Annotated in this window: 29 protein-coding genes and 1 pseudogene; 5 read left to right on the top strand and 25 right to left on the bottom strand. The window is 41.2% G+C overall.

Annotated elements, in window-relative coordinates; genetic code table 11:
* Window positions 1-125: 125 nt before the first annotated feature.
* Window positions 126-728: an FMN-dependent NADH-azoreductase gene (locus tag E5672_RS13810; RefSeq protein WP_136782726.1), complete on the top strand. Its 603-nt coding sequence runs from the start codon at window positions 126-128 to the stop codon at window positions 726-728.
* 169 nt (window positions 729-897) lie between these two features.
* On the opposite strand, the gene E5672_RS13805 is transcribed toward E5672_RS13810, so the two are convergent.
* A complete protein-coding gene (locus tag E5672_RS13805; protein WP_136782725.1) occupies window positions 898-1452 on the bottom strand; it encodes a glutathione peroxidase in 555 nt (184 codons plus the stop codon).
* Window positions 1453-1631: 179 nt separating this feature from the next.
* Between E5672_RS13805 and E5672_RS13800 the strand changes: the two genes are divergently transcribed.
* A complete protein-coding gene (locus tag E5672_RS13800) occupies window positions 1632-4127 on the top strand; it encodes a S9 family peptidase (protein ID WP_136782724.1) in 2496 nt (831 codons plus the stop codon).
* A gap of 207 nt (window positions 4128-4334) precedes the next feature.
* Here the strand turns inward: E5672_RS13800 and rrtA are convergent, their stop codons facing one another.
* Entirely contained in the window at window positions 4335-4919 is a 585-nt protein-coding gene (rrtA, locus tag E5672_RS13795) for a rhombosortase (RefSeq protein WP_136782723.1), read from the bottom strand.
* A 112-nt stretch (window positions 4920-5031) separates the two neighbouring features.
* Here rrtA and E5672_RS13790 point away from each other — a divergent pair, with 112 nt between their 5' ends.
* The gene (locus E5672_RS13790) at window positions 5032-5796 is read left to right on the top strand and encodes an enoyl-CoA hydratase (protein WP_136782722.1); all 765 of its coding nucleotides are present in this window, start codon (window positions 5032-5034) and stop codon (window positions 5794-5796) included.
* A gap of 14 nt (window positions 5797-5810) precedes the next feature.
* Window positions 5811-7568 (top strand): gamma-glutamyltransferase, encoded by a 1758-nt coding sequence (ggt, locus tag E5672_RS13785; RefSeq protein WP_136782721.1) that lies wholly within the window; start codon window positions 5811-5813, stop codon window positions 7566-7568.
* A 137-nt stretch (window positions 7569-7705) separates the two neighbouring features.
* Here the strand turns inward: ggt and E5672_RS13780 are convergent, their stop codons facing one another.
* From E5672_RS13780 to E5672_RS13675, 22 genes and pseudogenes are all read right to left on the bottom strand, one after another.
* Entirely contained in the window at window positions 7706-7891 is a 186-nt protein-coding gene (locus E5672_RS13780; protein ID WP_136782720.1) for a DUF4177 domain-containing protein, read from the bottom strand.
* A gap of 37 nt (window positions 7892-7928) precedes the next feature.
* Window positions 7929-8720, bottom strand: a complete 792-nt coding sequence (locus E5672_RS13775; RefSeq protein WP_136782719.1) for a PhzF family phenazine biosynthesis protein — start codon at window positions 8718-8720, stop codon at window positions 7929-7931.
* Window positions 8704-9087: a DUF3703 domain-containing protein gene (locus E5672_RS13770; protein ID WP_136782718.1), complete on the bottom strand. Its 384-nt coding sequence runs from the start codon at window positions 9085-9087 to the stop codon at window positions 8704-8706. The genes E5672_RS13775 and E5672_RS13770 overlap by 17 nt, the downstream gene beginning before the upstream one ends.
* Window positions 9088-9101: 14 nt before the next feature.
* A complete protein-coding gene (locus tag E5672_RS13765) occupies window positions 9102-9470 on the bottom strand; it encodes an MmcQ/YjbR family DNA-binding protein (protein ID WP_136782717.1) in 369 nt (122 codons plus the stop codon).
* A 37-nt stretch (window positions 9471-9507) separates the two neighbouring features.
* Window positions 9508-9957 carry a hypothetical protein gene (locus tag E5672_RS13760; RefSeq protein WP_136782716.1) on the bottom strand — a complete coding sequence of 150 codons (450 nt, stop codon included), beginning with the start codon at window positions 9955-9957 and terminating at the stop codon, window positions 9508-9510.
* A 241-nt stretch (window positions 9958-10198) separates the two neighbouring features.
* Window positions 10199-10648, bottom strand: a complete 450-nt coding sequence (locus E5672_RS13755; RefSeq protein ID WP_136782715.1) for a hypothetical protein — start codon at window positions 10646-10648, stop codon at window positions 10199-10201.
* A gap of 419 nt (window positions 10649-11067) precedes the next feature.
* Window positions 11068-11316: a hypothetical protein gene (locus tag E5672_RS13750; protein WP_136782714.1), complete on the bottom strand. Its 249-nt coding sequence runs from the start codon at window positions 11314-11316 to the stop codon at window positions 11068-11070.
* Window positions 11317-11442: 126 nt separating this feature from the next.
* Window positions 11443-11679 carry a hypothetical protein gene (locus E5672_RS13745; protein WP_136782713.1) on the bottom strand — a complete coding sequence of 79 codons (237 nt, stop codon included), beginning with the start codon at window positions 11677-11679 and terminating at the stop codon, window positions 11443-11445.
* Window positions 11680-11862: 183 nt separating this feature from the next.
* Window positions 11863-12207 (bottom strand): hypothetical protein, encoded by a 345-nt coding sequence (locus tag E5672_RS13740; protein WP_136782712.1) that lies wholly within the window; start codon window positions 12205-12207, stop codon window positions 11863-11865.
* A gap of 271 nt (window positions 12208-12478) precedes the next feature.
* Window positions 12479-12667 (bottom strand): hypothetical protein, encoded by a 189-nt coding sequence (locus E5672_RS13735; protein ID WP_136782711.1) that lies wholly within the window; start codon window positions 12665-12667, stop codon window positions 12479-12481.
* Between the two features lie 105 nt (window positions 12668-12772).
* Window positions 12773-13060: a hypothetical protein gene (locus tag E5672_RS13730; protein ID WP_136782710.1), complete on the bottom strand. Its 288-nt coding sequence runs from the start codon at window positions 13058-13060 to the stop codon at window positions 12773-12775.
* Between the two features lie 96 nt (window positions 13061-13156).
* Complete coding sequence (locus E5672_RS13725) at window positions 13157-13861, bottom strand: hypothetical protein (RefSeq protein ID WP_136782709.1); 705 nt, start codon at window positions 13859-13861, stop codon at window positions 13157-13159.
* 150 nt (window positions 13862-14011) lie between these two features.
* A complete protein-coding gene (locus E5672_RS13720; RefSeq protein ID WP_136782708.1) occupies window positions 14012-14206 on the bottom strand; it encodes a hypothetical protein in 195 nt (64 codons plus the stop codon).
* A gap of 347 nt (window positions 14207-14553) precedes the next feature.
* A pseudogene (locus E5672_RS20005) lies at window positions 14554-14811 on the bottom strand (hypothetical protein); the annotation flags it as partial.
* A gap of 77 nt (window positions 14812-14888) precedes the next feature.
* Window positions 14889-15425 carry a DinB family protein gene (locus tag E5672_RS13710; RefSeq protein ID WP_205676497.1) on the bottom strand — a complete coding sequence of 179 codons (537 nt, stop codon included), beginning with the start codon at window positions 15423-15425 and terminating at the stop codon, window positions 14889-14891.
* A 114-nt stretch (window positions 15426-15539) separates the two neighbouring features.
* Complete coding sequence (locus E5672_RS13705) at window positions 15540-16040, bottom strand: GNAT family N-acetyltransferase (protein ID WP_136782706.1); 501 nt, start codon at window positions 16038-16040, stop codon at window positions 15540-15542.
* Between the two features lie 374 nt (window positions 16041-16414).
* Window positions 16415-16699 (bottom strand): hypothetical protein, encoded by a 285-nt coding sequence (locus E5672_RS13700; RefSeq protein ID WP_136782705.1) that lies wholly within the window; start codon window positions 16697-16699, stop codon window positions 16415-16417.
* Window positions 16700-16835: 136 nt separating this feature from the next.
* Window positions 16836-17183, bottom strand: a complete 348-nt coding sequence (locus E5672_RS13695) for a cupin domain-containing protein (RefSeq protein WP_136782704.1) — start codon at window positions 17181-17183, stop codon at window positions 16836-16838.
* A gap of 214 nt (window positions 17184-17397) precedes the next feature.
* Window positions 17398-17775 (bottom strand): hypothetical protein, encoded by a 378-nt coding sequence (locus E5672_RS13690; RefSeq protein WP_136782703.1) that lies wholly within the window; start codon window positions 17773-17775, stop codon window positions 17398-17400.
* A gap of 162 nt (window positions 17776-17937) precedes the next feature.
* Entirely contained in the window at window positions 17938-18225 is a 288-nt protein-coding gene (locus E5672_RS13685; protein ID WP_136782702.1) for a hypothetical protein, read from the bottom strand.
* Window positions 18226-18366: 141 nt separating this feature from the next.
* A complete protein-coding gene (locus tag E5672_RS13680; RefSeq protein ID WP_136782701.1) occupies window positions 18367-18726 on the bottom strand; it encodes a hypothetical protein in 360 nt (119 codons plus the stop codon).
* Between the two features lie 142 nt (window positions 18727-18868).
* Window positions 18869-19252, bottom strand: coding sequence for a hypothetical protein (locus E5672_RS13675; protein WP_136782700.1), 384 nt, complete (start codon window positions 19250-19252; stop codon window positions 18869-18871).
* 348 nt (window positions 19253-19600) lie between these two features.
* Between E5672_RS13675 and E5672_RS13670 the strand changes: the two genes are divergently transcribed.
* Window positions 19601-20557, top strand: coding sequence for an IS110 family RNA-guided transposase (locus tag E5672_RS13670; RefSeq protein WP_136782699.1), 957 nt, complete (start codon window positions 19601-19603; stop codon window positions 20555-20557).
* Window positions 20558-20592: 35 nt separating this feature from the next.
* On the opposite strand, the gene E5672_RS13665 is transcribed toward E5672_RS13670, so the two are convergent.
* Window positions 20593-20892: a hypothetical protein gene (locus E5672_RS13665; protein WP_136782698.1), complete on the bottom strand. Its 300-nt coding sequence runs from the start codon at window positions 20890-20892 to the stop codon at window positions 20593-20595.
* Window positions 20893-21002: the final 110 nt, after the last annotated feature.

Here is a 21002-nt window from a genome sequence, read left to right as displayed (position 1 = left end):
TGCAATTTGACAGTTTTCCTATTCTATAAAACAGAACAAACCCTCCGCTTTTTTGATATTTCCATTCTATCTAGTTGCCGTAACATAGCGTCACACTATCGAAACAACGCATATTGGAGTTCGGCATGAAAACAATCCTAGCTATATTTTCCAGCCTTAATGGCACACAGGGTAACTCGTCAAAGCTCGCTAACGATTACCTATCGAAGATTGAAAGTGATGAGTCGGTGCAAATTAACCGCGTAGATGTGGCTTCACTTGCGCTTCCTCATTTAACGAGTGAAGAAATGCAGGCGTGGATGACTGAGGCGTCTGAGCGAGATGAATCTCAGCAAGCACTGGCGAAAATTTCTGACGATATTGTTGAAACAGTGAAAGCTGCCGATGAAATTATATTGGCAGTGCCCATGTACAATTTCGGCATACCATCAAGCTTGAAAGCCTATTTCGATCGTATTGCAAGAGCAGGTATTACATTTAAGTATACCGAAACAGGCCCTGTTGGTTTGCTAGAAAATAAATCAGCCACAGTTTTTGCTGCCCGCGGTGGTGTATATGCTGGCTCTGACTTCGATACACAAACGCCATACTTAAAACACTTTTTAAATTTCATAGGTATTAGCGATATACAATTCGTTTATGCTGAAGGACTTAACATGGGTGAAGAGCAAGCAAACAAGGCTTTTGCCGATGCAAGTGAAAAAATTATTGAACTAACTAACGACTAAGCACACTAAATTAATGCAGTTAGCTAAAACGTAGGAAGTATGTTTTCAGCTAAAAGTGTGTTCCAAGTTGAGTGTGCTTGTTTGCCCCGCGTATTACGCGGGGCTTTTTTATGACCAAAACTTTTTGCGAATATTCTTTTTGATTAAACGAAAATGAACAAGCGAATACTTATTCACCTTTGATAAGTGCTTCAACATCGGCAATGAAGTCAGGGTCAGTAGGCTTAGTTGAGCTAGGGTAATGGGTGATTTTCTTGCCGGTGCTATCAATAAGGTACTTGTTAAAGTTCCAAGACGGCGCTTTGCCAGTGGCGGTTTTTAGCATTCTATACATTGGATCGGCGTCTTCACCTTTTACCGATATTGGTTCAAACATCGGAAACTTTACGCCATAAGTCAATTCACATAGCTCTGCCGTTTTGCCCTCATCATTATCTTCTTGGTTAAAATCGTGTGACGGGAAGCCAAGTACTACAAAATCTTTGTCTTTGTAATCGCTATAAAGGGCTTCTAAACCTTCAAACTGAGGCGTGTAGCCACAATAACTGGCTGTGTTCACCACTAAAAGGGTCTTTCCGGCATATTCGTTACACAAATTCACCGTTTCTTGTGAATTGAGCTTACGCTTCATAAATTTAAGTACGCTAGGGCACTCGTTCGCAAAGCTAGCAGACGTGAAAAAGCTGAGTACAAGCAGTGCTGGTATAAAACCTCTGGCTTTCATAGTGTTTTACCTCATCAGTTAATTTTTGTTATTTTGTCAAAGTACAACGGACCTTATTGCAAAACCATAAACGAGGATGGTTTACGTTTGGTTCACTATCTCAATCGATGAACGTTAGCGCTTTAGCAACGGCTCTGCGTATAATGTTAACGATTTTTACATAACAACGACTTAAAATAATGAAAAAATACTCTTCTTTACTCATTGCGGCTAGTGTTACCTTTGCGCTAGGCGGATGTGCAAGCACTACTAACGAATCATCAAGTCAAACAACGTCTACATCGCTTCCTGCTGCCACAGTTCAGCAAACCGTCACACCAGATGTCGCGCCTCAGAACAGTACGCAAAAAGGTGAAATTACTTTAAAACAAATAATGTCAGACCCTCAATGGATGGGCGCGCTACCTGAAGGTATGGGGTGGTCGGTGAATGGCGATAAAATTGTTTTTGAAAAAGAAAGACAGAATAGTGCACTGACAGATGTCTATATTGCAGAACTTTCTAACCCTGAAAATGCCGTAAAAGCACCGCTATCAGATTTACACAAGTACCGTTTTGACGAACGCGTAGTAAGAAAAGATGGTGTGATTGCTTATTCATTTGAAGACAGTGTTTATGTGCAGTTTACCAACGGTGAAACCGTGCGTATCGCTCGTGGCGGTAATACGCTATCTACGCTTTCATTTATGACCGATGGCCGCTTGATGGCGTTAAGCGGTAACAAATTCATAGCTATAGACCTATCTAACGGCACCCGCGAAGAATTGTTGAGCTGGGAGTTCAGCGACGAGCCTAAAGCGGTTGAGCCGCCTAAAGATTATATTGCCGAGCAGCAACAGTCGCTGGTGGAATACATCAAACTACAGCGCAAAAACAGACAAGAAAAAGACGACGCTCAAAAAGCGTTGGCCAAAGAAAACAGCAGTGTAGCACCAACACCGTTTTACTTTGATAAGTCGCATCGATTAGCGGGTATCAGCGTATCACCAGCGGGTAACTTCGCAGTAGTGGCCACCACTGCAAGCAAGCCGACCCGTGATGACAGCGACATCATGCCGCATTACATTCAAGAAGACAGTCGAATTGCTGCAAAGCCGGTACGCCAACGTGTGGCAGATGCAGAGTCGGTAAATCATGAACTGTGGCTGCTCAATTTAAAAACTGGCGAGAAAAGTGAACTTAAATACTTTAATTTGCCTGGCTACAACGACGATGTTCTTGCAGACGTAAAAGCTGAAAACGCGAAGGCAAAAGGCGAGACCTATGAAGTAAATCGTCTGCCTCGCGATATTACCTTGCTGCAAAGCTGGTACTGGACCAAACCTTCAATTCGTTGGCACAAAAACGGTAACGCCGTCGCCGTTATGTTAGAGGCGTGGGACAACAAAGACCGCTGGATTGCTACGGTCGACCTAGCAAATAAAACGCTAGAAAACCAACATAGGCTTCACGATGACGCGTGGGTAAACTACCGTTTCAACGCGTTTGATTGGCTAAATGACAGCGAGACGCTTTACTATCAGTCTGAGCATACCGGTTACTCGCATTTATACATTCAAAAACCAGGCGAGAAACCTGTCGCGCTAACCAGCGGCCGTTTTATTGTTGACGATCTAACCCTTTCTGGCGATGACAACTATATCTACTTTAAAGCTAACATGGAGCATCCGGGGCTTTACGAAGTTTATCGTGCTGATTTAAGTGACAATACCATCGATACCATGACTGATTTGAATGGTATGACAGATTACTCACTTAGCCCTGATGGTAAAAATTTGTTGTTAAGCCATAGTAAAGTTAATCAGCCACAAGAGCTTTACATTAAGCCAGCAGATGAAACAACTGCAGCAAAGCAAATTACACAAAGCACCAGTGCTACTTTCAATGCACTCCCTTGGGCGGTGCCTAACATCGTTGCAATTGAATCGTCGCATACTGATGCACCTATTTACGCACGAGTGTATTTACCGGAAAATTACGATAAGTCGGCACCAAATAAAGCGGTAGTGTTTAATCACGGTGCAGGCTATTTGCAAAACGCCCACATGGGGTGGTCTGGTTACTTTAGAGAATACATGTTCCACAGCATGCTAGTGCAGCAAGGCTATGTCGTACTAGATATGGACTATCGCGCTAGTGCTGGCTACGGACGTGATTGGCGAACCGCTATTTATCGTCAAATGGGTACGCCTGAAGTGCAAGATTTGCGTGATGGTGTTAACTGGCTTGTTGAGAATGCAAATGTAGATCGTGAGCGTATTGGCACATACGGCGGTTCATACGGCGGCTTCTTAACCTTTATGTCTATGTTTACCGCGCCAGATCTGTTTGCGGCAGGCGCGGCGCTTCGTCCGGTAACCGATTGGGCCCATTACAACACGCCATATACAGCAAACATTCTAAATACGCCTGATATTGACCCCATCGCTTTTGAGCGCAGTTCGCCAATTTATTTCGCAGATGGGCTAGAAAAGCCATTGCTTATCAATGCGCCTATGGTTGATGACAATGTGTTTTTCCAAGACACCGTGCGATTGGTACAGCGCCTTATCGAGCTTGAAAAGGAAGATTTTGAAACGGCCATTTATCCGGTAGAGCCACATGGCTTCGTACAACCAAGCTCTTGGCTTGATGAATACCGTCGTATATACAAGCTATTCGAAGAAAACTTATAGGCAAAACTGCGAGTGCAACCCAGTGATTAAGAGCCACTGAGTTGCTCACAGCGCGGTAGCTATTAAGGACGGAAAAAGCTTACAAAAAAGGCCCAAATTCAATGAATTCGGGCCTTTTTTTTAAATCTTCTTTTTTTGCTTCAGCACGTTAATCTGTTTTAACAAATCAAAATGCGCAAAAAGAGTGACGCTATATCGCTCTAGTTTCTATGTTCTTTTCGCCGTAATAAACATAAGTAAAAAGATTGCGATACCGGTAAGCGCACCGAATAAATGCGCATCTACGGCAACTTTTGCGTCAATCAGGTTTGCAACTTGTTCACTACTACCGTCAATTTGTTCGTATCCTACTTTTATGGCTAAGCCGATAAGTAACAACCAACCCGACTTCATCTTTTCTTTAATATCCACACAAGCACCCCAAGCGAAAATTCCGTGTAGTGCGCCTGACAAACCCGCGTACCAAATCAGGTCTGGAGAGAATAAATAAAGCCCGACACTGGTTCCTAAGCAGCACCACACGAAAACTTTTAAGTACAACCCGATGCGATAATGTTCACCATGTAAGGCCCACAACAGCGCCAGACCTGCTAAATTTAAAAGTAGGTGGTAGCCATTGGTGTGCACGATATTGCCGCTGACAATACGCCAAGTCTCTAGGCCTTGAATGGCATATCTGTCGTAAGCCAAATAATTGCCGGACATAGGCTCAAAGAAAAACGCGACAACGGAGCATAGCGCTATAAATAAAGGACCAGCGCTATACTTAAGCGAAAACGGCAGTGACATCATCAGTGTTAGTTATTTTTGAATTCAGAATTTGCTGGCTATGATACAGAAATTGCCTACCGGGTGAAAACTGAAGTACACCCGAAATAAAAAAGACGACAGAAAAGGAGTGATCATGTCCTACATCATTACCGAAAATAATCAGCAATGCTTAACCATTACGCTCAACCGCACCGACAAGAAAAATGCGTTAACGCGCGATATGTACCAAGAAATGGCGAATGCCATATTAGGTGTTAAGAATGATGGTTTAACGAAAGTGGTGGTGATAAAAGGTGCCGGTGATTGTTTTACCGCGGGGAATGATATTGGCGACTTTGCGCAGCAACAAGATCACGCCCAAGTGCCTGAGACCGCTGCCTTTATGCGCGCACTTGCCGCCTGTAACTTACCGGTTATTGCACAAGTTCACGGCTTGGCGGTAGGGATAGGCACAACGCTTTTACTGCACTGCGATTTTGTATACGCCACACCAGATACCCGATTTGTTCTACCGTTCATCAACTTAGGGCTTGTTCCCGAGTATGCATCAAGTTATCTTTTGCCTAAGGTTGCGGGTCATATCAAAGCGGCAGAATGGTTAATGCTAGGTGAACCCTTTACGTCTGCCGATGCTTATCAATTTGGTATCTTAACTAAAATAGTCGACGCGAAAGAAATAGAGCAAACTGTTCAATCAACGGTAGACAAACTCGTTGCCAAGCCTTCATTCTCGCTTAGACAAACTAAAGCGTTATTAAAAGGCGATGGGGAGCGAACGAACCAACAAATGAATGAAGAGTTCGATATATTTTTAGAAGCGTTGGGCACAACCGCAGCCCAAGAAGCGTTTGATGCGTTTCTAAAAAAACGGCCAATTAACCCCGAAAAATTTAAATAAGAGGAAGTATTATTTTGAGACGCAGTGCTTTGTTCAGAGCTTCAGTAGTTACACTTGCATTATCTAGTTGCTTCATTTTTGGAGCGAACGCTAAACAAGCTCGCGAAGTTGGTGAGCCTGAAGCGGCAACAGGCTACATAGAGAAAAAGGCCTTTGAAGCCAAAGACTATATGGTTGTGGCGGCAAACCCCTATGCGTCATGGGCGGGGAAAAATATTTTAGAAAAAGGCGGCAGCGCCATAGACGCTGCCGTGGCTGTTCAATCTATGCTTTCTCTGGTTGAGCCGCAATCGTCGGGCATCGGTGGTGGTGCATTTATCCTTTATTGGGATAATAAGAACAAAGTACTTCACACCTTCGATGGCCGTGAAACAGCGCCGAAAGCTGTTAATTCTCATTGGTTTATTGAAGGTAATAAGCCAATGCGCTGGTTAGATGCCGTAGTTGGCGGTAAGTCAGTAGGCGTGCCCGGTGCAGTAAAAGCGTTAGAAATGGCGCAGGGCGAGTTCGGTAAGCTGCCTTGGAATACGCTGTTTGACGATACAATCAAAACAGCTGAAGACGGCTTTAAAGTATCGCCGCGTTTAGCCAAACTTGTTGCATTGGACTATCACCCTGGTCTTAAAACGTTTCCTGCAAGCTCTACTTATTTCTTCCCTGCAGGCCTGCCGTTAAAAGAAGGCACGGTTAAGAAAAACAAAAAGTTAGCTAAAACCCTAAGAGGTATTGCAGAAAAGGGCAGCGACTATTTATTGAAAGGCGAGGTTGCTGAAAAAATAGTAAAAGCGGTAAACAGCGCTGAAATCAATCCAGGTCAGATGACATTAGAAGACTTAGCAAGCTACGAGCCTGTAAAGCGTGAACCTGTTTGTGGGTTATATCACGAAAAGCGTATTTGCGGTATGGCACCGCCTAGCTCTGGTGGTGTGAACGTTTATCAAATTCTTAAAATGTTAGAGGGTTTTAACCTTAGCCAGTATGCGCCAGATTCAGTAGAGTTTGCGAACTTGTACACGCAGGCAAGTGCGCTTTCGTATGCCGATCGCGAGAAGTTTATAGCGGATAGCGATTTTACTAACCTGCCGTTTGCGGCCATGATCAATAGGGCTTATCTTGAGCGCCGGGCTGAGAATATTGCTGTTGACAAAGAGTGGCGTCGCAAGCGAGCGGGTAATCCGTACGCTGATGCGAATGTTGCGCTTGGTACGTCAATGGAACTGCCTAACACTTCCCACGTCTCTATCGTAGACAAAGAAGGTAATGCAGTATCAATGACAACCAGCATTGAATTTATGTTTGGTTCTGGGATTATGGTAGAGGGCTTCCTGCTTAATAACCAACTTACCGACTTTTCATTTTCGCCAACTAAAAACCGCTTTCCTGTACCAAATCGCGTAGAGCCTGGTAAACGCCCTAGAAGCGCGATGAGCCCTACAATGGTGTTCGACAAAGAAGGCAACCTTGAGGTTGTTGTAGGCTCGCCGGGCGGCTCTAGAATTGTAAGCTACGTCGCTCAAACCCTAATTGGTATTTTAGACTTTGGCTTGGATATTCAGCAGGCCATCAACTTACCTAAAATCACTAATAGAAACGACTACACGGCGTTAGAGAAGGGCACACCAATAGCTGAACTTGAAGAGCCATTAAAGGCGCTAGGCCACAATGTTAAAGTAATAGATTTAAACAGCGGTCTTCACGGAATTCAGTTTAAATCAGGTAAATTAATTGGCGGTGCAGATCCTCGCAGAGAGGGCATTGCAGTAGGGCGCTAATTTGGCGTTTGCCTAGTTAAAACTAGATGCAGCAATGCGCTGTTGAGTGAGTGAAAGCGGAAGGTTAAATATCTTCCGCTTTTTTGTTTTCGATAGGGAGCGAGCATAGAATTTTCTGCTCTTTTTAGTTTTTACTTTTAACTATTCGATTTTTCAAGAAGGAGTAATACCGAACGAACATGTGCAGAAAAAGACGACACTGGTGTTACTTGAATGACACGCCAGCCCTGATTGTTGTATTTGGTAACTTCTTCGTTAAGGGTGTCTAAATTAAGTTGGCTAGACCAAAAGTTACGAGTTTTAAATTCAACGACTTTTTGCATTTATATAGTTCCTTCTACAGCTTTATTCTTTAAATTGTTAAATAGTAATGTAACCTTCAAGGTAAGACACCGCTTGGCCTGAAATAAGCACGCGGTCGCCTGCTACTTCACATTTTGCTGTACCACCTCGTTTAGATGCTTGATAAGCCATAAGCTTTGACCGCCCAAGCACTTTTGCCCAATAAGGCGCTAGCCCAGTGTGAATTGAACCGGTTACCGGGTCTTCATCACCGCCGTTCGCAGGCCAAAAATAACGGGATACGAAGTCAAATTGAGTACCCGGTGCTGTCACTACCACATCATAGGGCGCAAGTTTTTTCAGTTGTTCACTGTCTTGAATTACGCTTAAAACGTCGTCTTCGTCGGAATAAACAGCAAAATACGCTTGATCATTTTTCAAAATGCTTTTGGGTTTTATTGAAAGCCCTTGTAGTAACGCTTCAGGCACGTCATCAACAGGGTGAGGCATTCTATTTGGGAAGTCCATTTGAATGAAACCGTCTTCTTTCTTAACGACTTTCATCATCCCCACCGATTTGGCGAAAAACGAAATGTGCGGTAGTTGATAATTTTCGCTAAAAATAACAAATGCAGAAGCCAGCGTTGCATGACCGCAAAAGTCGATTTCTGTTATCGGGGAAAACCAACGTATACCAAATACACCGTTATCGTCTTCTACTAAAAATGCGGTTTCTGAAAGGTTATTTTCAGCAGCGATTTCTTGCATTTTTTCATCGCTAAGCCATTTACCCGTTATAACAACAGCTGCAGGGTTGCCCTTAAACCTTACATTGGTAAATGCATCGACAACGTTAATTTTTATCTTCATTAGAATGCGCTTTTTCTAGAATCGTTTTTAAGTTTGTTTTAATTGGCATTGCCTTAAATGGGCTAACGTTAGCGCCACCTGTATTTCCATGAGGTACCAGTCCAAAAACAGTTTTTGTGGCAGCGCCCACAATTCTTAAAAGCTGACCAAAAAACTCACCAATATTGCCTTGTTTCACTGCCCATAAAAGCATTTGAACGTGTACCGCTACGTGCAGTCTTGTAGAGGCTTGACCAAGAACGTGAGCATTTTCTAAGTGTGTAAAAGCACACCTTTGGTTGTTTTGGTTTTGCATTTTATGAGCGTGCGCTAGTTCTGCTTCCACATAAGGGCGAATATTGCGCGTAAAGTTTTTTGCTTTGAACATAGGGTAGGTACCTTTTACTGAGATTGATTTAAACCAAGGGCTTTTTGCATCTTTTTGGTTAATCCTAACGATACTAGTTTATATGATGCGCTTAGATAATATTCTAACGCTTCATCTTCATCGCTCTCACAATTGTATTGCTGTATCCACTTCATCCCTCGACTAGCAAGATAGGGCGCAGGCCTGTAGCCGGGCTTTTCTTCCAGAAAATAATAGTTTTGCTCTGACGTTTTAAAGATAAAAGCAGGGTGCCCGTTTTTGCCAATGTTCCCTATAGCAAAGACTTTCCCCCCTACTTTCCATACGTCTGAATTACCCCACTGAACGATGTGTGTAGTGTGAGGGAGTGCACTGCAAAAGTGGTTAAATTCACCGAGATTCATAGGCTAATTACCGGGCTCATGACTTAACGTCACCATTTCATGCTTTTTCGTCTAAAACCATAAGTTGTGAAATATCCATAAGCCTAATGTGCGTTTGGTAGTAATATTTATTTGTGACCTTACCCTGAGATATAAATGCAATTTTTACGCGCTTAGCTTCCCCATTTATCACAATTTTTTTATCGATAAAGTAATCTTGAGGGGGCATCCCATATTTTGCCGATAACTGGGAAATAACGCTAGGATGTAGCGCGACAGTGACTGCTCTCTGATCGCGATAGTCTTTTTCAGTATTCAAATAAACAAATTTCCCCTGACTACCAGTTGCTACTATTTTTAGCGTGTACTCGCCAGGAACGCCATGTGGAGCAGAGTCGGCAGCGGCTTTTATAATGTCCATTGTATTAGAATAGGTAGACGCGATCTGAGGGGGCGTTGACGTGCATCCAGCAAGTATAAAAATAAAAACAATAACGGCGCTTTTCATAATCGATTTCCCTGTAAATAAGTAACGTGTGAATGAAAAACCATGGGGAATGCCGGCTAAATATTACGAAAGCAGTCATCCTTTCACTAGCACAATACCACATTTTTAATCTAAAAATATGTGGTCCATAAAACGAACAGTGATTAAGGCGTCCAGTTGGTCCTAACTGCTATTGACCCATGCGTTTAAGGCTGTCAGTTTTTCTGAATAAGGTTCTTCAGTAAGTGAAATTTAATAGCTGCTATGCCTCAAGCTTTTTTGTTCTTCCCGAATCGACAGTTTGATTTATTTTGTATTGGAAGTAGATCACATGAAAAAAACTACTTAAAAGTGCGTTTAGCCACAAGACATCGCCTTTTTTATTGTTGTTTATTGTATTTAATCGGTTTCTAACTTTTATGATCCAAACAACATGAAAGAGTGAAGAGAGTAAATGCAGCAATTTAGCCGTTAATAATAGTGCGGGAGGAGCGGGAAACAGAAAATAACAAAGAATACCAAGTAGCGATAACACGTGTATGCAAATAGCCGTTGCCGTAAAAGCACGTGAGATAGGGTTCTCTACTCTTGGGTTAATTACATGGCTTAACTGCCAAAGTCGATAAATCACGTAAAGCCCAAACGAACAAATGCATAATGCTAAAACCGCAAATACTGACTTTTCCTCGAAGCCCCAGACATGTCTAACCATTTTTTCTTCCTTGAAGCGAGTATGTATCTATAAGTGAGGCCTGGTGTTTGTTTTTCAAGCGGATACTAATCCTGGATATCTCGAGACAAATTTTTAGATGGGCCGTCGGTGTGAAAGTTTTATCTTTCTTTTATAGGAAAATAAGAGGGTGCGTTTAAAGTAAAAAGCGGAAGGATTTGACCGATACGAATGATGCTTTGCGGTGCGAGTGGACTCCTTGTGTAGTGCCTTTAATGCAAAATTACAGGCCGACTCAAAGGATAACATCCAAAGAATAAGGCGGCTAAAACGAGTAGGTTACCTGTTATAACCGCAATATTTTATTTACTTCCAGCAAACAACTGCTGTGGACAGCGAACTCAGTATCTTGCAATGAGACTGTTGTGGTTAAGAAGAAATGCGCTTGCGCCATATTTTAATTAATTTCTGCAAGAGCAAGTGAGTTCACCGTTAACAGTCCGTTCACTGTAGTTTGATGTAGAGCATTGCATTTTAATTTGATTGCATTTAGCGGGATTTCCTGAGGCAATTCTATCACCCGTTATAGATGAAAATACAGCGTCACTGACCAAGTTATCTAGAGTCCAAGGTTTTATATCAAGAGCAGCGCAACCCGACATTGCGATGGATAACAGAGAGATGAGCAGTATTGTCGAAAAGCTCTTCATTTATGAAATTCCTTTTTCCTCTCAATATTTTTAAGAAGACAAAATTGTAGAAAAATAATAGCGTATTCGTCTAGCGTGTTTGCCTTCTAGGGAACGAAGTAAGCAAGTAATTAAACGAAAAGACAATTAATTCATAGAAAGAAGACTACGAGGTTTAAGCTCCAAATTACCTTCAAGCTTTTTAATTTTTGAAAGAAGTTCTTGATTAGTTGTACTCGTTTGCTTTATTTGACTTTCAAGCCTGTCTACTTTGGCCTGGATAACTTCATTGGCAATGTTGTTTTGATACAGAATGAACGACTGCAAGCTAATTACAGTTGCGAAAGCGATAGTTGATAAAGCTACTTTTGTACGACCTTTCATGGAACTTCCTTATTTTAATTAAATTCTAAGACTACCAGCAATTACCTAGTTTTTCATTTAAACGTAAAATTGTGGGCGCAAGCGCATTGGTAGAACTTCACGAAACGGGCTTGCAAAATGCTTCATAATGCGGTGTGAAGGTTCTTTAACTGCGTATTATCTACGCTAATATTCTGTCTCGTATCAGCGCTCTGTTGAAGGTGTTATACCCCAAGCGATGAAAGCTACTACAGCCATAAACGCGAGTTGATAAAATGGCATAGCAACATAAATAAGGGCGACCTGTCCATCGCTACCCGTATATGTATATGCTGAGTAATATGGCTGTAAAGCTAGAATAGCCGAAAATAAACCAGCACACGAGACAATTAGATTAAGCTTTGAGTTTTTAGTCTTAATTAAAAGTAATAAAATAGACAATAGCAGGGGGGCAGCAATATAAATTTGGAAAAAACTCAACCCGAATCCAGACGTTCCAGTTGTTGCCAGAATAAGCGCAACTGACAAAATAATAATTATTTTTTTCATCTGTGTGGCTTCCTTTATCATGATACTTACTATCCAGTTTCTAAATTCCATAAGTCACGTGACGTTTAAATGATGTAGAAGGGGGCACAGGCTTAGGTATCAAGCGAAGCGTAGAGGACCTACATATTTATCGCTAGCGGCGCCGCGAATGTAAACTACGTTATTCGTAGCCACACAGCCCCACGAATAATAGATGGGCCTGAATTGATAAAGGAATAACGCTTTCCTCTATTGCCAGCATGTTTAAAAACAGATTTTGTCAGATGGCAGGTTACACCTGATTATAATGTGCTTTTTTGTTTTCTGATTCAGCTTTGTAAGAATTGAACCAAAACAGACCTTCAAATACAAAAGCTAGTAGAATTAACCCAAGTGTACCGTTAATCATGCCGAAACTAAATGTGACAACGGCAGCAATTAAAAATGTGAGCATAGCTAAAACACGAGAGTATTTTTTCATAACCTTTCCTTATTATAAATCCGCGCTTTTAATATAGTACATTTTTCCGGCAGTTCTGAAGGTTCTTGTAATGAAATGTTTCAATTAACCTGCCTGCTAGCGTGATCAGTCATGCTTTTTGTTTTTTACAGTAAAAGCCAGCAGAGAAACAGATACGGCATAGATAAAAAAGAAAAGGGAGTAACCAACAAACAGGCCAAACATTCCAAAGATATTATTCTCGGCTGAAATCTCATAAATTAAATAAACGGATATGGGCAGTGGATAAATAGAAGAGGGGAAGTTTTGTGCGTGAGGGATTAGTTTATTTTGTATGAAAGGCACGGCTGTGATCACAATAGGGATTAGCAACAGCCCTGTAAACAAAATATCCATCTTAATACCTGAGTTCATAAAGACATCCATTTCAATATAACAACATAACTTTCATTAACGGGCACTAATACCTAGCCCATAACAGCCTAAGAGGCTTGACTTATCAGCATCCCATCAAGCGATGACAAAGGGCCTAATTTCTTCTGTAGGTGCGTTTAGTTTAAAAAGCCCTTGTTTTCTAGATAAATAATACAGTGCCATAATTTGAGCAGCACAGATACTTAAAACTGATGTGACCGCGAACTCAAAGGGAACTCCAATGTTAACAAGACAAATTATTGGCTCAGGATGACTCCCTCCTATAAAAATGAGATGCCGCATTTTGAAAAAAACGGGAAATACTGTATAGCAAAGTATGTCGTAGAATAAAAATGTGCCACATACGACAAGGGCTCTATAAACCCCGTTGGGCTTTGCAAAGTATAGGTAAAGTGTGCAAAAAAGTGAAATTAGAAAAGTGGTGCCACTTCCCATGAGACCCACAATTGGCAAGTAAGCATTTCCTTGGTGGGTATTATTTGTGATTACCTTTAGTTCTGGGGGTAGTTTTAGTGACTGGGGGAACTCATTAAATTCAACTACAAACCGAGGTGATTCTGGAATAAAGCTAACATAGCCAACGGCTCTTTCGGGCCAACCTGATGATGAAACTGTTGCGCCAATATTAGGGAACAGCTCAATACCAGGCCAAATGTTGATAATTGGTGTTCCCAATCCAAACAGTTTTCCTGTGATAGCATGTCCAGCTTCATGAATCAGAACAGACGCAGAAAAATAAATTAACAACAAGATAGTGAACAGCAAAGTCCTTTTATACATGATTCGCTCAATATTTTTTTAGCGCCGAACGTTAGCTAATCAGGCAGTGGCGTAATAGCAATGCATGGCTGCGTTACTGTTCCGCTAACGTCGTAAGTGTTTTAGTTTGGTTAGTAGAAACCATAGTTAAATGTATCGCCCATGTTTTTGTTAGCTACCTTCTCGGTTATTTGTTTTTAGCTTTTTGATAATTAGGTCAATAAAGAGAAAAGCTACCCCAATAAAAACACCCAATGCTAATGCTTCGTTTTTTTCGGATATGAAATCTGAAAATGTATACAGGAATAAAGCTCCAGCTAAACCAGCCATTACGCCAATGGCTATAGATTTAAATAATGGCACCATTACTTGATAACCCTTTATTCAGCTAACGTAAATTCGTCGACTTCGAACAGTTCATCATACAACGTTATACGCTTACTTTTTTAAAAACCATAAACCCCAGGCAAACAATAAAACGCCCGAAGTTGCTATTTCGACATAAAAGTTGAACTTTGGAATATCAATTCTACCCCTTCTCATCTTTTGACTTCCCAAAAGGAAAAGTAAAAAGGCAATACCGAGAAGCGCAGGTGGCAAAATCAGAATTTCAGAATACAAAACAAGATACATCGCGAAACAAGTTAGCACGATAGACAGGCAGATAAGTAAGTAGGTAAAAGGTTTATTTTGTCGTATTTCTATCATCTGAATTACACTTTCCTTGTGCCGTATAACGTTAAGCTAAGCGCTGCAGTTGCAAGAGGTATGGTGGCTAAACTGCCGTGCGTAAATGAAAACGCACCATATATACAACATATAATTGAACTTACTATCCAAAAGGTCAATGAATTTTTATGTACCACAGGATCTGAAGTTAAAAATGGACCAATTAAACCTGTGATACCACGCAACAAATAGATCGCAGTAATTAACGTTAAACAGGTTTTCAGTAATGGTAACCTAACAATAGCGGGCACAGACATGGAAGATAATGGCAAACCCTCCGCCGCTGCTAGCATTTGTCTCCACGGTTGCCTTTTTATGTTCACCAAGCATCTGGCACTTTAACCAATAAATCTGTTTCACCTAGGTCTATACCAGATTGAGAAAGCAGCGTAGAAATTTGTCCTCGATGATGAGTTTGATGATTAAAAAAGTGTTGTATGAGGTACGAAAAAGATTTCTTATAAGGGACGCCTTTTGTATTTCGATAGGATAAATTACTGCCCAAATGCTTATCGCTGAGTTGATCAACAAATTTCAAAATTACGCCGTCTAATCGGGTTCTTTCATTTTTTAGTTTTTCAAAGTCGCTGAACAGTATTGAATCTAGTTGTTCTGGTAATGGCGTTATTGAAAGACAATTCAACGAACTAAAATTTGCGGGGTGAGACGCAAATCGTTTTAGCCAAATGACATCAGCGACTAAAATGTGATTGAGGGTTCCGATAATGGAACCAAAGAAAGCGCCTTTGTTTTCTAAAAGCGAATCTCTACTTAAACGCGACGCAGCTGAGTAAATGGACTCATTCATCCATTTATTGTACTCAGCCATTAATATGAAATTGCTTTTCAAAGACATAAACTAAACCAAGGAATAACAACCGCCCAAAGGGCGCGCACGCACTGGCGAAAATAGCAAAACCGTCCACATGTTTGTGTCCCAAAGTGCGCGATAAGTGTGTTGATTGAATTGTTAGTAACGTTTCCATTCTGAGCGTAGAACAGAATAATGTATGTGATTAACATACTGGCCATACAAAAACTCGGCCTCTCGTTCAATTCCTTCTTTGACTAAGCCTAATCGTTCAGAAACAGCTTGGTTCTTATAGTTGTATTCTGCGGCAGGGATAGATACTTTATTGAGTTTAAGAGTCTCAAACGCATAATTGATTAAGTACTCAACGCATTTAGTTATAATACCTTTCCCTTGAGCTTGCTGTGCAATCCAGTAGCCAAGAACCACTTTCTTGTTTAGGTGGTCAATGGGGTGATAACCACAGATGCCTACAAGTTCACCCGAAAAGAAAACTCCGCAGTTAAATCCTAGATTATTCGAATATTGTTCATGGTTAGCTTTAATGTAATTTAAAGAATCGTCTACAGATTTGTTGAAATCCAACCATGGCAGCCATTTTCGAAGGTGTGAACGATTACCTTCAATTAATTCAAAGAGTTTTGCTGCGTCACAGCAAATACCTTTAGTGGTTTACTATGTAACCTTCTATCCTTGAGTGTATTTTTGCTCGCAAGAAACAACGGCAGCGCATAACCCGCTAATAACTAGAAAGCAAATTGTTGCAGAAAATGTGCCTATGCTAACAAATAAACAAGTTTCTCTGACTCTAGGGTCGACAACGAAAGCTGCGCCCCATAGTAGAAAAGTAAAAAAAGAGAATATATAGGCGAAAATACCAAGAGTTCTAGCTGCGAATAAAAGAGTTGGTAGGTTTACAGTTTGTATCGTTTGGTAAGGGTAAAGTTTCATAAAAGGTCCATTTCAATAATTTAAAAATCCATGGCTACATAGCGTCCGCAAACGGTGGACAGCGAAGCGACATAATGCGTTTGTTATGTGCGTGCATTTTCAGATCTACAGACAAGTGTTTCCTCGCCAAGATGGTAGACATTGTTGATGGCTACGTATGTGCCAGAAACAACGCCCGATATAGGGAGTAATACAAGCCCGCTGATTGAATAGAAGGTATTTGTATCCTCAAACCCATTGATAACTTTTAGTGTTTTGCGGTCCGAGGATATCTCACACTTGTTCACTTTAGCTGTATCGGTTTCTGGAACGACTATACAGGCGCTTAGCAGAGAAATACTTAGAATTAAAAACACTAGTAATTTCATTTAAGAAGTCCTTTTGTCTTTCATTACACAGATTAGCACATAACTTCCTTACTAGGCGGCAGGTGTGTAGGGCGTAATGGCGAAGCTGCGCTATGAGTATGTGTCCCAGCGAATGCAGTGAGCCGATAGTTGTTAGTTACGCCAGTACCTCAACACGATCTCCGTGGCTTGGTGGTGTCGAAGTAACTACAAAAATCAAATCACACTCCTGTTCGTTTTGCAACTTATGGGGTGTGTTTGCTGGTATATGAAGCCCCTGATTTTTTTCTAAATGGAAAATCTCTTTGTTAGCTTCTATCGTCGCGACCCCACTAATTACATAAAAAAACTGTTCAGCGAATTGGTGAAGATGTCGAATTTCTTCGCACCCAGAGGGAACACGCTCTTGAATTACACTCAGCGATTCGGTCTTAACTAAGTGCCAACCATCGCAGCCATTTCCCCAAACGTAATGTTCAGCATTTTCAAAAGAAGAGATCTTCATAGAATCCTTTTAGGGTGTAACTTAAAGTTAAGGGGCCCCTGCATGTACGTTGTCAGAACGAAGCTTGATTTTTCTTAGACCAGCGAATTATTCTTCCATGAGTTAAGTACCAATTAGCAAATAACACCCCGCTTAGGGGCAATAACACGTGGGCTAAAATTTGGAGCGAAGCGACTTAGCCCACGTATTATTGTCCTAGAGAGCGGGTGATCGACTACAGCGGCTTGTTATGTAACATTTGCTTATTAGTGTGACCTTTGTTGTTCACTGAAACATTAAATATAGACAAACCTAACGTTAACAAAAGAAAAAAACACCCTGCAATTACCATCCCGATAACACCGAAGTTGCTTTGGTTGCTAAATTGGGTGGCAATATCACGAAGTGTTTCACCGCTAAGTACCAACTGATTTGGGTCAATATTCTTTGATGCAAGGGACTCAATTTGAATATCGTTTAAAGAAAAAAGGAATTCTGTTGTAGTATTCGTTGAATGAAAAATGTACCAAGCTGAAATCCAGAACAACAGTCCAACAACCATAAAAAATGGTTGAATAAGTTTTGAATCAATGATTACTGATATGGTTTTCATAATACTTTCCTTGTTACATACACCCGCATAAGCGGCACGAAAACGTAGCGGCGTTTAGGTTAAAATTGCGAAGCACAAAACTAAACGCCGCTTAGTTTTTGTGTTCGAGCGAGCCTACGAGCTACTTGATGCGCTTGTTATGTGCGACTGAAAAACATCCTATCATTGCTTTTCACTGTTATCTGGAACAGGGCCAAGTATGATATCCCATATGTTTTTACGCCAAAACGAGTCTGGGCCAATTGTAGTAAATGCGACAGCCCTCACTAGAGAAAACAACGAATAGCCAACAAAAAAGAGAGATAAAACATATATAACAAAAATATGTACCTCTGAACCGCGACGGCTAGAGATAAGTTCTATTCCGCTACCTACATTTTCTAAAACTAGTAACGACACGATAGTAGTAATCACTAGGTAAAATAGGCTTCGTTTTATCTCTTTATTCAAATTGATCTAAACCTTTTCATTGAAGCACATAACTTTCCAATAACGGGCGCAGACATGTGGGGCATAATGGCGAAGCCGCCCCGCGTGTATGCGTCCCAGCCCGCGCTGCGGGCGAGCTTGATTTTTTTGTTATACACAAGGCTATTCCTTAACAAGTTTAAGCACTTCACTGTTTTCTGAGTCGAAGACAGATAGCGATGTGCTATTTAACTTGATTGTAACGAAAACATATTTGTCTTCGTAGCCATTGTACATTTCCCCGACCCACTCAGTTTCTGTTGATTGAACAATATTTTTGATGATCGTGAGGCCATAGTTTTGTTTATGAGTCTGGTGTTCTTTAACACTTGCTACACCAGTTGTTAAATTGAATTCGATTAGAGCTGGTTTTGTTGCGTGTTTCCAAACGCCTTCTATCGTTGATGAAGCAAATGCACTCATTGTTACTAAACAAGTGCCTATAAAAGCAAAAAATAGAAGAGACGTTTTGGTTTTATTCACTTTAATCTTCCTGATGTTGCGCATTGTGTATAACTTTTAAATAAGGGGCGCAGGCATGTGGGCTAAAATCCGAACGAAGTGAGCAGCCCACATGTTAGCGTCTCAACCCGCGCAGCGGGCGAACTTAATTTTTTGTTATGTCTCATTGGTAAAAAACTTCCTTGAATATGCTCGGAGCACAATAGTCATTTAAGCTGACCACTACGAAGTGCTTTCTCACAAGTCCCGCATCTATTTCATACCATGCCTTTGTTTGGTTATCTTCCTCATACAAGTCTAGAGGGAAGATGAATGTTGGTTCTTCAAGGCTGTCTGATACCAGCAATACTGAATAAGAACTTTGACCTTCAATGCTCTCTGGTAATTTAATAGTTACAAAGAAGTTTGAATCTCTAAGGGTTGTATCAATAGTAACATCTTCGGCATGTTTGGAATTGAACTGTTCGCGCATTTCATCGGTTACTATGCAGGATGAGGCAAGACAGCCAAAATTGATTAATAGAAGTAATAAAAAAATTAACCGCATTTATCAATTCCTTCTGAGACATAACTTTTAAATAAGGGGCGCAGGCACGTGGGGCATAATGGCGAAGCCGCCCCACGTGAATGCGTCCCAGCGAACGTAGTGAGTGTGTTTATTGGCTTGTATGGATAATTACCCACCTAATTTAAATCCTTTTTTATCAATTTCGGGTAATGTGAGACCCAGGCTTTAGCAGCAACTAAAGCTTTCTATTTGGCAGTTCGATTTATTTTTGGCTCCTCAATCGAGAGACCGATAACAAGAAAGAACGCCTTATAGGACTCCAAGCACCACACTCGAATAGTCTACTGGGTCTCGAACCCGCATTATGCAAGCAAGAGTTAGCTTATTATGAACACTATTACAAAGCAAAACATTAACGTTGGGGTAGATACTGGCAAGTCACAGCTTGATATTTACATACGGCCTTTGGATATCTTTTTCTCTGTAGAAAACAATGAAAGAGGGATAAAAGAAGCGATAGTCCAACTTAAGAAATATCAGCCCGAAAGGATAGTTGTCGAAGCGACAGGCAGGCTAGAAATGCCTTTTGCAATGGCGTGCGCCGAGGCAAAACTTCCGTTTGTTATAACTCATCCAGTTCACATAAAACGGTTTGCAGGTGCGATAGGGCGTCGAGCCAAAACTGATAAGCTTGATGCTGAACTAATAGCGCACTTTAGTGAGGTGATAAAACCTGACTTAACCCAGCTTAAGCCAAAAGCCATGCGTGCTATGAGCGATTTAGTCACGCGTCGTAATCAACTCCTTTCCATGCAAACAATGGAAAAAAATAGAATTCAAATTATGCCGAAAGACCTTGCGATGACGATAAAACCGATACTAACGGCGTTAGGCAATCAGATTAAAAAGGTCGAAGCAAAAATCATGAGGATGATTGAATTGACGCCGGAGTTTAAAGCAAGAGACCAACTGCTCCAAAGCATGAATGGTGTTGGAAAAGTCGCAGCTGCGTCAATAATAAGTAATCTACCTGAGCTTGGTTATATGACCAACAAACAAGCCGCAGCTTTAGTTGGCGTTGCACCGATGAATAAAGAAAGTGGAAGGTACAAAGGGCATCGGAAAATACAAGGAGGCCGGCACCAAGTAAGAACAGTACTCTTTATGGCTGTGATGTCGGCGATTCAATCAAACCCTGTATTTAAATCTTATTACGGAAAGTTAGTAAGCGCCGGGAAACCTAATAAAGTGGCTTTGATTGCCTGTGTCAGAAACATGGTAATAGTGCTGAATTCAATGTTGAGAGATGGTGTGATGTGGGAAGCGCCAAAGACTTTAAATTAACTATTGACGCCATAGTCTCTTGTTATACGTCATACCTAGAGTTTTAATTCCTCATCTACCGGATCTTGGTAGGTTATAACGCTAAATCTGTTTTCTTTAGCATAATCAAATGCTTGTTGAAGCAGGGGTTTTGTAAGTTCTGAATCGCTAGCAACTTTTCCCGTTTTCTTGACGTCAATCTCATTCCACCCTAAATCTCCCAGATATATGGCAACATCTTCAATTATTTCTTTTAAATTTTCGTCTCTGGAAAACATATTAAATGCATATCGCTTTCCCTTTTCGAAACGTCCATTTTCCTCAGTAAATTCAGCAGTTCCATGTAATACAAGCATTTGACTCTAATTTCTGACGTATAACGCTAAGCTAACGGGCAGTGAAGTGGCGGCATAATCGCGAAGCGCCGCCGCGTTACTGTCCCAGTGAACGGAGTGAACGAGTTAAG

Origin of the sequence: Alteromonas portus (genome assembly GCF_005117025.1) — a bacterium.
In the GTDB taxonomy this organism is placed as follows: domain Bacteria; phylum Pseudomonadota; class Gammaproteobacteria; order Enterobacterales; family Alteromonadaceae; genus Alteromonas; species Alteromonas portus.
The sequence above is the reverse complement of the archived record's forward strand: the minus strand, read 5'-3'. Positions and strand labels throughout refer to the sequence as shown.